This is a genomic window from Cupriavidus sp. U2 (genome assembly GCF_009663685.2).
In the GTDB taxonomy this organism is placed as follows: Bacteria; Pseudomonadota; Gammaproteobacteria; order Burkholderiales; family Burkholderiaceae; genus Cupriavidus; species Cupriavidus necator_C.
Map to the genome: position 1 here is coordinate 69,926 of NZ_RCOG02000012.1, position 12,940 is coordinate 82,865.

The window sequence follows — 12,940 nt, forward strand, 5'->3', positions numbered from 1 at the left end:
GGAGTCTTTGATGGGCCAGTACACCGCACCGTTGCGCGACATGCAGTTCGTGCTCCACGAACTGCTCGGCGCAGAAGCCGAACTCAAGGCGATGCCGCAACACGCGGACATCGACGCGGACACCATCAACCAGGTTATCGAAGAAGCCGGCAAGTTCTGCGCGGACGTGGTGTTTCCGCTGAACCAGCCCGGCGACCGCGAAGGCTGCACCTACGTCGGCGACGGCGTGGTGCGCGCACCCAAGGGCTTCAAGGAAGCCTACCAGCAGTATGTCGAGGCCGGCTGGCCCGCGCTGGCCTGCGACCCCGAATTCGGCGGCCAGGGCCTGCCGATCGTCGTCAACAACGCGCTGTACGAGATGCTGAACTCGGCCGGCCAGGCATGGACGATGTACCCGGGCCTGTCGCACGGCGCCTACGAGGCGCTGCACGCGCACGGCACGCCGGAACTGAAGCAGACCTACCTGCCCAAGCTGGTGTCGGGCGTGTGGACGGGCACGATGTGCCTGACCGAGCCGCACTGCGGCACCGACCTGGGCATCCTGCGCTCGAAGGCCGAGCCGCAGGCCGACGGCTCGTACGCCATCACGGGCACCAAGATCTTCATCTCGGCCGGCGAGCACGACCTGGCCGAGAACATCATCCACCTGGTGCTGGCGCGCCTGCCGGACGCCCCGCAAGGCACCAAGGGCATCTCGCTGTTCGTCGTGCCGAAGTTCATCCCCGACGCCAGCGGCAACCCGGGCGAGCGCAACGGTATCAAGTGCGGCTCGATCGAGCACAAGATGGGCATCCACGGCAACGCCACCTGCGTGATGAACCTGGACGGCGCCCGCGGCTGGCTGGTCGGCGAGGCCAACAAGGGCCTCAACGCCATGTTCGTGATGATGAACGCGGCCCGCCTGGGCGTGGGCGCGCAAGGCCTGGGCCTGACCGAAGTGGCCTACCAGAACTCGCTGGCCTACGCCAAGGACCGCCTGCAGATGCGCGCGCTGACCGGCCCGAAGGCGCCCGAGAAGGCGGCCGACCCGATCATCGTGCATCCGGACGTGCGCCGCATGCTGCTCACGCAGAAGGCCTACGCCGAAGGTGGCCGCGCGTTCAGCTACTGGACCGCGCTGCAGATCGACCGCGAACTGTCGCACCCCGACGAATCCGTGCGCAAGGAAGCCGCCGATCTGGTGGCGCTGCTGACGCCGGTGATCAAGGCCTTCCTGACCGACAACGCGTTCACGTCGACCAACGAGGGCATGCAGGTGTTCGGCGGCCACGGCTACATCGCCGAATGGGGCATGGAGCAGTACGTGCGCGACGCGCGCATCAACATGATCTACGAAGGCACCAATACGATCCAGTCGCTGGACCTGCTGGGCCGCAAGATCCTGGGCGACATGGGCGCCAAGCTGAAGGCCTTCGGCAAGATCGTGCAGCAGTTCGTCGAGGAAGAGGGCACCAACGAAGCCATGCAGGAATTCGTGAACCCGCTGGCCGACATCGGCGACAAGGTGCAGAAGCTCACGATGGAAATCGGCATGAAGGCGATGGGCAACCCCGACGAGGTGGGCGCCGCCGCCGTGCCGTACCTGCGCGTAGTGGGCCACCTGGTGTTCTCGTACTTCTGGGCCCGCATGGCCAAGATCGCGCTGGAGAAGCAGGACAGCGGCGACAAGTTCTACGTCAGCAAGCTGGCCACGGCGCGCTTCTACTTTGCCAAGCTGCTGCCCGAAACGGCCGCCGAAATCCGCAAGGCGCGCGCGGGTTCGGCCACGCTGATGGCGCTGGACGCCGATCTGTTCTGATCGGGAGGTGTCTCCCCTCTCCCGCAAGGCGGGAGAGGGCAGCCGACCCAGATAGCACTGGATTTTTCTCTCCTCAAACGCTCACGACTCTAGGAGCGCGCATGTCCAATTTCATCGTCAAGAAAGTCGCCGTGCTAGGTGCCGGCGTCATGGGGGCGCAGATTGCCGCCCACCTGGTCAACGCCCGCGTGCCCGTGGTGCTGTTCGACCTGCCGGCCAAGGAAGGCCCCAAGAATGGCATCGCCATGCGTGCCATCGAGAACCTCAAGAAGCTGTCGCCGGCGCCCCTGGGCATCAAGGACGAAGCGGGCCTGATCCGCGCGGCCAACTACGAGGACGATCTCGAGCTGCTCAAGGAATGCGATGTGGTGATCGAGGCGATCGCCGAACGCATGGACTGGAAGCACGATCTCTACAAGAAGGTGGCGCCGCACCTGGCGCCGAACGCGATCTTCGCGACGAATACCTCGGGCCTGTCGATCACGTCGCTGTCCGACGGCTTCGACGCCGACCTGAAGGCACGCTTCTGCGGCGTGCACTTCTTCAATCCGCCGCGCTACATGCACCTGGTGGAACTGATCCCGACCGCCACCACGAAGCCCGAGATCCTGGACCGCCTGGAGGCCTTCCTGACCACCACGCTCGGCAAGGGCGTGGTGCGTGCCAAGGACACGCCGAACTTCATTGCCAACCGCGTGGGGATCTTCTCGATCCTGGCCGTGTTCGCCGAAGCCGAAAAGTACGGCATTCCGTTCGATATCGTCGATGACCTGACCGGCACCAAGCTGGGCCGTGCCAAGTCCGCCACGTTCCGCACCGCCGACGTGGTGGGCCTGGACACGATGGCCCACGTGATCAAGACCATGCAGGACGGCCTGGGCGGCGACCCGTTCGCGGCCGTCTACAAGACGCCGGCCGTGCTCAAGGGCCTGGTGGATGCCGGCGCGCTGGGCCAGAAGACCGGCGCGGGCTTCTACAAGAAGGAAGGCAAGGTCATCAAGGTGCTGGACGCCAAGACCGGCCAGTACGTGGATTCGGGCAAGAAGGCCGACGAGATCGTCGTGCGCATGCTCAAGAAGGACCCGGCCGAGCGCATCAGGCTGCTGCGCGAATCGACCAACCCGCAGGCGCAGTTCCTGTGGGCCGTGTTCCGCGACGTGTTCCACTACATCGGCGTCTATCTGGAGCAGATCGCCGGCTCGGCCGCCGACATCGACCTGGCGATTCGCTGGGGCTTCGGCTGGAACTCGGGTCCGTTCGAGGACTGGCAGGCCGCCGGCTGGACGCAGGTGGCGCAGTGGGTCAAGGAAGACATCGACGCAGGCAAGGCGCTGGCCAACGTGCCGCTGCCGGCCTGGGTGCTGCAAGGCCCGGTGGCCGACAACGGCGGCGTGCATACGGCACAGGGCTCGTGGTCGCCGGCGACCAGCAGCTTCGTCAAGCGTGCCGCGCTGCCGGTGTACGAGCGCCAGGTGTTCCGTGCCGCCATCAAGGGCACCGATGCGGCCGATCCGCGCCGCGCCGGCAAGACCATCGAAGAGAACGACGGTGCGCGCATCTGGACCAGCGAAGGCGCCGACGATGTGCTGGTCATCTCGTTCAAGAGCAAGATGAACACGATTGGCCCGGACGTGCTCGACACCATCGTGCGCGCCGTGGACCTTGCCGAAGCCGGGTACAAGGGCCTGGTGGTCTGGCAGCCGACGTCGCTCCAGCTGGGCGCGCCGGGCGGTCCGTTCTCGGCCGGTGCCAACCTGGAAGCCGCGATGCCGGCCTTCATGATGGGCGGCGCCAAGGGCATCGAGCCGTTCGTGAAGAAGTTCCAGGACACGATGATGCGCGTGAAGTACGCGGCGGTGCCGGTGGTGCCGGCCGTGTCCGGTATCGCGCTGGGCGGCGGCTGCGAGCTGATGCTGCATTCGGCCAAGCGCGTGGTGGCGATGGAAAGCTACGTGGGCCTGGTCGAAGTCGGCGTGGGCCTGGTGCCGGCCGGCGGCGGCCTGAAGGAAGCCGCGATTGCGGCGGCCAAGGCGGCGCAGGCTGCCGGCAGCACGAACTACCTGAACTTCGTCACCAGCCGTTTCCAGGCGGCGGCGATGGCCAAGGTGTCGACGTCGGCGCTCGATGCGCAGAAGATGGGCTACGTGCAGCCGACCGACACCATCGTCTACAACGTCCACGAACTGCTGTACGTTGCGCAGAGCGAAGTGCGTGCGCTGGCCAATGCCGGCTACCGCGCGCCGCTGCCGGGCCAGCTGATTCCGGTGGCGGGCCGCTCGGGCGTCGCCACGATCCAGGCATCGCTCGTCAACATGCGCGATGGCAATTTCATCTCGGCGCACGATTTCCTGATCGCGTCGCGCATTGCCGAAGTGGTGTGCGGCGGCGACGTGGAGGCGGGCTCGCTGGTCAGCGAAGACTGGCTGCTGGCGCTGGAACGCAAGGCGTTCATCGACCTGCTGGGCAACGGCAAGACGCAGGAGCGCATCATGGGCATGCTGCAGACGGGCAAGCCGGTGCGCAACTAATCCGCCAACGAGGAACCGACATCATGAAACAACTGCAAGACGCCTACATCGTTGCGGCTACCCGTTCGCCGATTGGCAAGGCCCCGAAGGGCGCGTTCAAGAACACCCGCCCCGACGACCTGCTGGCCTCGATCCTGAAGGCCGCGGTGGCCCAGGTGCCGGGCCTGGACCCGGCGCTGATCGAAGACGCCATTGTTGGCTGCGCCATTCCCGAAGCCCAGCAGGGCCTGAACGTGGCGCGTATCGGCGCGCTGCTGTCCGGCCTGCCCAATACGGTGGGCGGCATTACGGTGAACCGCTTCTGCGCCTCGGGCCTGTCGGCCGTGGCGATGGCGGCCGACCGCATCCGCGTGGGCGAATCGGACGTGATGATTGCCGCCGGCGTGGAATCGATGAGCATGGTGCCGATGATGGGCAACTCGCCGTCGATGTCGCCGTCGATCTTCGCGCGCGACGAGAACGTCGGCATTGCCTACGGCATGGGCCTGACCGCCGAGAAGGTGGCCACGCAATGGCAGGTGAGCCGTGAAGACCAGGACGCGTTCGCGCTGGCGTCGCACCAGAAGGCCATCGCCGCGCAGCAGGCTGGCGAATTCAACGACGAAATTACCCCGATCGAGGTAGTCGAGAAGTTTCCGGACCTTGCCACTGGCCAGGTCAGCGTCAAGACGCGTACTATCTCGCTGGACGAAGGTCCGCGCCCGGACACGTCGGTGGAAGGCCTGGCCAAGCTGCGCCCGGTGTTCGCCAACAAGGGCAGCGTGACGGCCGGCAACAGCTCGCAGACGTCGGATGGCGCCGGCGCGCTGATTCTGGTCTCGGAAAAGATCCTCAAGCAGTTCAACCTGGTGCCGCTGGCCCGTTTCGTATCGTTCGCGGTGCGGGGCGTGCCGCCGGAGATCATGGGGATCGGTCCGAAGGCCGCGATTCCGGCCGCGCTGAAGGCCGGTGGCCTGACGCAGGACCAGATCGAGTGGGTCGAGCTGAACGAGGCGTTCGCCGCGCAGTCGCTGGCGGTGATGCGCGACCTGGAACTCGATCCGGCCCGCGTGAACCGCATGGGCGGCGCCATTGCGCTGGGCCATCCGCTTGGCGCGACCGGTGCGATCCGTTCTGCCACCGTGGTGCATGCGCTGCGTCGCCACAACCTGAAGTACGGCATGGTCACCATGTGCGTGGGCACCGGCATGGGGGCCGCAGGAATCTTCGAGCGCGTCTGAACGCGCCGCAGGGACAGCCCGGGGCAGGGCTGTCCCAACCTTCGATCAGATGAAGAAATGTATGGACACGAAGATGCCAACACGTTGACGCACTGACCCGGAGGAGAACAACAACATGCAGGAGACCGCCATTCTGGCCGACGCGGCATGCGACATGCCGCGTTCGATGATGGACGCGCTGGGCGTCCGCACCATCCCGTTCCGCATCCGCGCCGGCGACCGCTTCGTGGTCGATACGCGCGACGAGGCCGCGCTGCCGGACCTCTATCACCAGTACCTGGTCGGCAAGCAGGACCACTACGCCGAATCGATCCCGCTGCTCGAACGCGAGCTGGAAGACCATCTGCTCAAGAACGTCGTGGCTGGCTGCGACCGCGCCATCCTGCTGACCATCGCCAGCAGCCGCAGCAAGCTCTACGCAAATGCCACGGGCGCCGTGGTGGGCACGGTTGCCCGCAGCTTCAAGCTGCGCAAGGACGCCGGCCGCAGCGGACTGTTCGACCTGACCGTGATCGACACCGGCGCCATCGGCCCCGGCCAGGCGCTGATCGTGCGTGAGGCGGCCCGCATGCTGGCCAATGGCGCGAAGGCATCCGAGGTGGTGGATGCCGTGGAGAGCCGTCTGCGCGACGCCGCGCACATGTTCCTGATCCCCGACGAACTGCTGTACATGTACACGCGCGCCAGGCACAAGGGCGAGAACAGCATCACCTGGAGCCGCTACATGCTGGGCAGCGCGTTCAATATCCGCCCGGTGATCCGCATGCACCAGGGCGAGACCGAGGCGATTGCCAAGGTGCGCGGGGCCGAGGACGGCGTGCGCCGCCTGCTGGGCCATGCGGAAGCCTGTATCCGGGCCAGGTGCCTGCTGACGCCCGCCGTGGCCGCCGCCTATGCGGGCGATCTGGACGAGGTGGAATCGTGGCCGGCATGGCAGTCGCTGGCCGAGACCGCCGCGAAGTATGGCGTGGAGCTGATGCTCGCGCCGATGAGCCTGACCGTCGCGCTCAACGTGGGCGCTGGCGCGTTCGGCCTCAGTTATCTTTCCGACATGCCGCCACCGTTTGTGTGAGCGGCAGTCTGCATCACGACCGAGACGAGGAAGACATGAGCATTGCCACCCGCATCGACCAGGGCATCCTGACCATTGGTTTCGATCGCATCGACAAGAAGAACGCCATTACGGCCGCCATGTACCAGACCATGGCCGACGCGCTGCGCGCCGCCGAATCCGATCACGCCGTGCGCGTGATCGTGATCGAGGGCAAGCCTGAGATCTTCACGGCCGGCAACGACCTGGAGGATTTCATGAAGCGTCCGCCGACGCAGGGCAGCGACGGCGTCCAGCCGCCGGTGTTCCAGTTCCTGCACGCCATCAGCCATGCCACCAAGCCCGTGGTGGCGTCGGTCAGTGGCGCGGCGGTGGGCATCGGCACCACGCTGCTGCTGCATTGCGATCTGGTCTACGCGTCGGACACCGCCAAGCTGTCGCTGCCGTTCGCGCAACTGGGCCTGTGCCCCGAGGCGGCGTCGAGCCTGCTGCTGCCCCGCCTGGTCGGCTATCAGCGGGCCGCCGAGAAGCTGCTGCTGGGCGAAGCGTTCAGTGCGCAGGAAGCGTTCGCGATCGGGCTGGTGACGAAGGTGCTGCCCGTGGCGGAGCTGTCGGACTACGTGCGCCAGCAGGCGGCGAAGCTGGCGGCGCTGCCGGCGTCGTCGCTGCGCGAGACCAAGCGGCTGATGAAGGGGGATGATGTGGCGACCATCGAGAGGAAGATGGCCGAGGAGGGCGAGGTGTTCCGCCGCATGCTGGTGGCGCCCGAAGCGAAGGAGGCGTTCACGGCGTTCTTCGAGAAGCGCAAGCCGGATTTCTCGAAGTTCGACTGAGGCGGCTGTCTGGGTCTGCGCCCCTCTCCCGCTCGCGGGAGAGGGCGGGCGAGAGGGAAAGCCGGTTCAGCATGCCACGACCGGCAAGCAGAAACCGATGTCAGGCAAGCAATCAGGCCGGCAACACGCGCGGCTGCCGGCTTTCGTCGGTGGCCACGTATGTCAGCGTGGCTTCCGTCACCTTGACGATCTCGTGGCTGTGGCGCATCCGTTGCGCGTAGACCTCCACGGACACCGTGATCGAGGTGCGGCCCGTCTTGACGATATCCGCATAGAAACTGACCAGGTCGCCCACGAACACCGGGTGCTTGAACAGGAACGAGTTCACCGCCACCGTGGCCACGCGGCCCTGGGCGCGCTCCACCGCCGGGATCGAGCCGGCGATGTCCACCTGTGCCATGATCCAGCCGCCGAACACGTCGCCGTGCACGTTGGCGTCGGCGGGCATCGGCACGACACGCAGGGCCGGGTTCTTGCCGGCTGGCAGTTCGGAGAGGGGGGCGGAAGTGGACATGTCGGCGATCGATGAGAGCGGGAAATACGGGGAATTCATAAGGCAACAGGACGGTGGTCTGCCGGCCGTGGCGATCTCTGCGACAATCGCGGCATTGGCACGAATTCTAACGTATGCGCCGCTATTCCACGACCGCCGAGCCCGCCCCCACGGAGCCGGCCAATGCACTGTTCAAGGGCGCCGGTGCGCCCCGCAGCGACTGGCAGACCGTCCGCAACCTGCTGCCCTACGTCTGGCACTACAAGTGGCGCGTGATGCTGGCGCTGGCCTGCCTGGTGGCCGCCAAGGTGGCCAATCTGGGCGTGCCGGTGCTGATGAAGAAGCTCGTCGACGCCATGGACATCAAGCCGGGCGACGCCACGGCGCTGCTGGTGGTGCCGGTGGGCCTGATCATTGCCTACGGGGTGCTGCGGCTGTCGGGCTCACTGTTCACCGAGTTGCGTGAAATCCTCTTTTCGAAGGTGACGCAAAGCGCGGTCCGGGAGATCGCGCTGCAAGTCTTCCGGCACCTGCACGCGCTGTCGCTGCGGTTCCACCTGGAGCGGCAGACCGGCGGCATGAGCCGCGACATCGAGCGCGGCACCCGTGGCATCCAGTCGCTGATTTCGTACTCGCTGTACAGCATCCTGCCGACGCTGGTGGAGATGTCGCTGGTCATCGGCTTCTTCTTCCTGCATTACGACATCTGGTTCGCGGCCATCACGCTGTGCGCGCTGGTGGGCTACATCGCGTTCACGATCGTCGTGACCGAGTGGCGCACGCACTTCCGGCGCAAGATGAACGAACTGGATTCGCGCGCCAACCAGAAGGCCATCGACTCGCTGCTTAACTTCGAGACGGTCAAGTACTTCGGCAACGAGGAATACGAGGCGCGCCGCTACGACGAGAACCTGCGCACCTATCGCACCGCGGCCATCCGCTCGCAGAACTCGCTGTCGTTTCTGAACTTCGGCCAGCAGGCCATCATCGCCACGGGCCTGATCCTGATCCTGTGGCGCGCCACGGTTGGCGTGGCGGCCGGCAAACTGACGCTGGGCGACCTGGTGCTGGTCAACACGCTGATGATCCAGCTGTACATCCCGCTCAACTTCCTGGGGGTGATCTACCGCGAGATCAAGCAGGCCACCACCGACATGGACCGCATGTTCGTGCTGCTGGGCACCCACCAGGAGGTGGCCGACAGCCCCGACGCGCCGCCGCTGCGCGTCAGCGGCGCCGAGGTGCGCTTTCGCCACGTCGGCTTTGGCTACGAATCGAATCGCGTGATCCTGCACGATGTGGATTTCACGATTGCGGCAGGAACCACCACGGCCGTGGTCGGCCACAGCGGATCGGGCAAGTCCACGCTGGCCCGGCTGCTGTTCCGCTTCTACGACGTGACGCAGGGCGACATCGAGGTGGACGGCCAGGACATCCGCCGCGTGCGCCAGTCCACGTTGCGTGCGTCGATCGGCATCGTCCCGCAGGATACGGTGCTGTTCAACGACAGCATCTACTACAACATCGCCTATGGCCGGCCCGAGGCCACGCGCGAGGAAGTCATCGCCGCCGCCCAGGCTGCCCAGATCGACCATTTCATCCGCGAACTGCCGCAGGGCTACGACACGCCGGTGGGCGAGCGGGGCCTGAAGCTGTCTGGCGGCGAGAAGCAGCGCGTGGCCATCGCCCGCACGCTGCTCAAGAACCCGCCGATCCTGGTGTTCGACGAGGCCACCTCGGCACTGGACTCGCGCACCGAGCAGGCCATCCAGGCCGAACTGATGCGGCTGGCGCAGAACCGCACCACGCTGCTGATCGCGCACCGGCTGTCCACCGTGGTCCACGCCGACCAGATCCTGGTGATGGACCACGGCCGCATCGTCGAGCGCGGCACCCATGCCGACCTGATGCGTGCCAACGGCCGCTACGCCGAGATGTGGCAGATCCAGGCGCGCAACGCCGCCCAGGGTTCGCCCGATGCCGACGCGCGCGACGTCGAGGTGGGCGACGCCACGCAGGACGCCTGACGATTGTCGACAATTGCTGCCGGCAACGCCTGCCGACAGCGGGCCGCGCACAATCATGGTTCGTCAATGCACCGCGCGCACGCCTTGCGCCGGTGCATGACGGGGTGGTGAAAAGCTGGCACGTCCCTTGCGAAAAGCCCTCTCCAGAGAGATCAACTACTGGAGAAGGTTCATGCCGCAAACCCCCTTGCGCCGTCATCTGCTGAAGCTGTGCACCGCGTTGGGCACCACGATGGTGCTGTCGACACTCTGCGCAGGCACCGCGCAGGCGCAGGCCCCCACGAAGATCCGCTTCCAGCTCGACTGGCGCTTCGAAGGCCCGTCGGCGCTGTTCCTGCTGGGCGAGCAGAAGGGCTACTACAAGGCCGAGAAGCTCGACGTGGCCATCGACGCCGGCAACGGGTCGGGCAACGTGGTCAACCGCGTGGCCTCGGGCACGTACGACATGGGCTTTGCCGACCTGGCGTCGGTGATGGAGTTCTACGGCAACAACCCCGACGCGAAGAACCGCCCCGTGGCCGTGATGATGGTCTACAACAACACGCCGGCCGCCGTGCTGGCGCTGAAGAAGTCGGGCATCAAGGCGCCGAAGGACCTGGCCGGCAAGAAGCTCGGCGCCCCGGTGTTCGACGCCGGCCGCCGCGCCTTCCCGATCTTCGCCAAGGCCAACGGCCTGCAGGCCGGGGCGTTCAACTGGCAGGCGATGGACCCCACGCTGCGCGAGACCATGCTGGCGCGCGGCGATCTGGACGCCATCACCGGCTTCTCATTCACGTCGATCCTGAACCTGAACGCGCGCGGCGTGAAGGACGAGGACATCGTGGTGCTGCCGTACCCGCAGTACGGCGTGAAGCTCTACGGCAACGCGGTCATCGCGTCCGAACAGTTCCTGAAGAGCAACCCCGAGGCCGTCAAGGCCTTCCTGCGCGCGTTTGCGAAATCGGCGAAGGACGTGATCGCGCGGCCGGATGACGGCGTCAAGGCCGTCAAGGCGCGCGACGGGATCATCGACGAGAAGCTGGAGCTCCGCCGCCTGAAGATCGCGCTGGACAGCGTGGTGAAGTCGCCCGACGCCAAGGCCGAAGGCTTCGGCCGCGTGAGCAAGCCGCGCCTGTCGCTGATGGCCTCGCAGGTGGCCGACGCGTTCGGCACCAAGGGCCGTATCAATCCCGATGCGCTGTGGACCGACGCCTACCTGCCTTCGGCCGCCGAACTGGACGTATTGCGATGATGGCGCGCGAAGCCCTGATGCCCGCCTCGGGCACGCCGGTCGGCGAGCAGCCCGCCAAGCCATTCGTCGATTTCAATCGCGTCTGGCTGGCCTACGACGACGAACTGGCCCGCCGCGGCGAGTTCGCGGTCGAGGATATCTCGCTGCAGGCGCGCGAAGGCGAATTCATCGCCATCGTCGGGCCGTCGGGCTGCGGAAAGTCCACGTTCATGAAGCTGGCCACCGGGCTGCGGCCGGCCACGCGCGGCGCGGTCAGCATCAACGGTGCCAAGGTGACGGGGCCGCTCAAGCAGGTGGGGATGGCCTTCCAGGCCCCTACGCTGCTGCCGTGGCGCACCACGCTCGACAACGTGATGCTGCCGCTGGAGATCGTCGAGCCGTACCGGTCGACCATGCGCAAGAAGCGCGCCGAATATGTGGAGCGCGCCCGTGCGCTGCTGAAGACGGTGGGCCTGGCCGGCTACGAGGACAAGTATCCGTGGCAGCTGTCGGGCGGCATGCAGCAGCGTGCGTCGATCTGCCGCGCGCTGATCCACGAGCCGCGCATGCTGCTGCTGGACGAGCCGTTCGGCGCGCTCGACGCCTTCACGCGCGAGGAACTCTGGTGCGTGCTGCGCGACCTCTGGCAGGCGCAACGCTTCAACGTGATCCTGGTCACGCACGACCTGCGCGAGGCCGTGTTCCTGGCCGACACCGTCTACGTGATGAGCGCGCGCCCGGGACGGATCGTGCTGCGCCGCGAGATCGACCTGCCACGTCCACGCCCGCTGGACATCACCTATACCGAACCGTTTGCCGAACGCGTGCACGAACTGCGCGAGAAAATCGGCCACAAGCCTGGCAACCACACTGACAACGCGGGACGGCCCTGAACATGACGACGATGTCTTCTCTCCAGGCGAAGCGCGTACAGCGCGTCGCCCCCTGGGTCCTGCTTGGCGCCTGCCTGTTGTTGTGGCAGGGCGCGTGCCTGGTCTTCGACGTATCCGACTTCATCCTGCCCAGCCCGTCTTCGATCGTGGCGTCGCTGTTCGAGTACGCCGGCGTGATCGCCGGACACGCGTGGCGTACGTTCTGGACCACCATGGTCGGCTTCGGCGTGGCCATCGTGGTGGGCGTGGTGCTGGGCATGCTGATGGGCTCGTCGCGGCTGGCCTACGCGGCCACGTACCCGCTGATGACGGCATTCAACGCGCTGCCCAAGGCGGCCTTCGTGCCGATCCTGGTGGTGTGGTTCGGCCTGGGCGCCGGCCCGGCCATCCTGACCGCGTTCCTGATCTCGTTCTTCCCGATCATGGTCAACATCGCCACGGGGCTGGCCACGCTGGAACCGGAACTGGAGGATGTACTACGCGTGCTGGGCGCCAAGCGGCGCGACGTGCTGATCAAGGTGGGCCTGCCGCGCGCGCTGCCGTTCTTCTTCGCGTCGCTCAAGGTAGCCATCACGCTGGCGTTCGTGGGCACCACGGTGTCGGAAATGAACGCGGCCAACGAAGGGATCGGCTACCTGCTGGTGTCGGCCGGATCGGCGATGAAGATGCCCCTGGCGTTTGCCGGCCTGGTGGTGATCGCCGTGATGGCGATGGTCATGTACGAGCTGTTTGCCGTGCTGGAAAAGCGGATGACAGGCTGGGCGCATCGGGGCTGATCGCGGCGCGCCGTCCCGCCGGGCCGGGACGGCAGCAAGACACCGCCATCTTTGGACGGATGGCGATTGTTGGCGCGTGGTCCGATACCTAGAGTTGTGCACGCCGGGGCG

At 66.4% G+C, this 12,940-nt stretch carries 10 protein-coding genes; 9 read left to right on the forward strand and 1 reads right to left on the reverse strand.

The features are described 5' to 3' along the window. The first annotated feature begins 10 nt into the window (after window positions 1-10). From D9X30_RS10520 to D9X30_RS10540, 5 genes are all read left to right on the forward strand, one after another. Window positions 11-1,798, forward strand: coding sequence for an acyl-CoA dehydrogenase C-terminal domain-containing protein (locus tag D9X30_RS10520; RefSeq protein WP_153946535.1), 1,788 nt, complete (start codon window positions 11-13; stop codon window positions 1,796-1,798). A gap of 101 nt (window positions 1,799-1,899) precedes the next feature. Beyond that, on the forward strand, window positions 1,900-4,326 hold the full coding sequence (locus D9X30_RS10525) for a 3-hydroxyacyl-CoA dehydrogenase/enoyl-CoA hydratase family protein (protein WP_153946536.1): 2,427 nt from the start codon (window positions 1,900-1,902) through the stop codon (window positions 4,324-4,326). A gap of 20 nt (window positions 4,327-4,346) precedes the next feature. Continuing rightward, window positions 4,347-5,546, forward strand: coding sequence for an acetyl-CoA C-acyltransferase (locus D9X30_RS10530; protein WP_249640953.1), 1,200 nt, complete (start codon window positions 4,347-4,349; stop codon window positions 5,544-5,546). A 115-nt stretch (window positions 5,547-5,661) separates the two neighbouring features. Then, window positions 5,662-6,618, forward strand: coding sequence for a DegV family protein (locus tag D9X30_RS10535; RefSeq protein WP_153946538.1), 957 nt, complete (start codon window positions 5,662-5,664; stop codon window positions 6,616-6,618). A gap of 35 nt (window positions 6,619-6,653) precedes the next feature. Continuing rightward, window positions 6,654-7,430, forward strand: a complete 777-nt coding sequence (locus tag D9X30_RS10540) for an enoyl-CoA hydratase (RefSeq protein WP_153946539.1) — start codon at window positions 6,654-6,656, stop codon at window positions 7,428-7,430. 112 nt (window positions 7,431-7,542) lie between these two features. Here the strand turns inward: D9X30_RS10540 and D9X30_RS10545 are convergent, their stop codons facing one another. Next, a complete protein-coding gene (locus D9X30_RS10545; RefSeq protein ID WP_101680068.1) occupies window positions 7,543-7,944 on the reverse strand; it encodes an acyl-CoA thioesterase in 402 nt (133 codons plus the stop codon). 113 nt (window positions 7,945-8,057) lie between these two features. Here D9X30_RS10545 and D9X30_RS10550 point away from each other — a divergent pair, with 113 nt between their 5' ends. The 4 genes from D9X30_RS10550 (at window position 8,058) to D9X30_RS10565 (ending at window position 12,829) form a co-directional block, all read left to right on the forward strand. Then, on the forward strand, window positions 8,058-9,950 hold the full coding sequence (locus tag D9X30_RS10550) for an ABCB family ABC transporter ATP-binding protein/permease (protein ID WP_153946540.1): 1,893 nt from the start codon (window positions 8,058-8,060) through the stop codon (window positions 9,948-9,950). Window positions 9,951-10,122: 172 nt separating this feature from the next. After that, the gene (locus tag D9X30_RS10555) at window positions 10,123-11,181 is read left to right on the forward strand and encodes an ABC transporter substrate-binding protein (RefSeq protein ID WP_153946541.1); all 1,059 of its coding nucleotides are present in this window, start codon (window positions 10,123-10,125) and stop codon (window positions 11,179-11,181) included. Next, window positions 11,178-12,053, forward strand: a complete 876-nt coding sequence (locus D9X30_RS10560) for an ABC transporter ATP-binding protein (RefSeq protein ID WP_153946542.1) — start codon at window positions 11,178-11,180, stop codon at window positions 12,051-12,053. Before D9X30_RS10555 ends, D9X30_RS10560 begins: the two co-directional genes overlap by 4 nt. A gap of 2 nt (window positions 12,054-12,055) precedes the next feature. Further along, a complete protein-coding gene (locus tag D9X30_RS10565) occupies window positions 12,056-12,829 on the forward strand; it encodes an ABC transporter permease (protein WP_153946543.1) in 774 nt (257 codons plus the stop codon). Window positions 12,830-12,940 lie beyond the last annotated feature (111 nt).

Bases quoted from the DNA above. Each gene is read 5' to 3' on its own strand.
- D9X30_RS10520 (WP_153946535.1), top strand. From the start codon at position 11: ATGGGCCAGTACACCGCACCGTTGCGCGACATGCAGTTCGTGCTCCAC.
- D9X30_RS10525 (WP_153946536.1), top strand. From the start codon at position 1,900: ATGTCCAATTTCATCGTCAAGAAAGTCGCCGTGCTAGGTGCCGGCGTC.
- D9X30_RS10535 (WP_153946538.1), top strand. From the start codon at position 5,662: ATGCAGGAGACCGCCATTCTGGCCGACGCGGCATGCGACATGCCGCGT.
- D9X30_RS10540 (WP_153946539.1), top strand. From the start codon at position 6,654: ATGAGCATTGCCACCCGCATCGACCAGGGCATCCTGACCATTGGTTTC.
- D9X30_RS10545 (WP_101680068.1), bottom strand. From the start codon at position 7,944: ATGTCCACTTCCGCCCCCCTCTCCGAACTGCCAGCCGGCAAGAACCCG.
- D9X30_RS10550 (WP_153946540.1), top strand. From the start codon at position 8,058: ATGCGCCGCTATTCCACGACCGCCGAGCCCGCCCCCACGGAGCCGGCC.
- D9X30_RS10555 (WP_153946541.1), top strand. From the start codon at position 10,123: ATGCCGCAAACCCCCTTGCGCCGTCATCTGCTGAAGCTGTGCACCGCG.
- D9X30_RS10560 (WP_153946542.1), top strand. From the start codon at position 11,178: ATGATGGCGCGCGAAGCCCTGATGCCCGCCTCGGGCACGCCGGTCGGC.
- D9X30_RS10565 (WP_153946543.1), top strand. From the start codon at position 12,056: ATGACGACGATGTCTTCTCTCCAGGCGAAGCGCGTACAGCGCGTCGCC.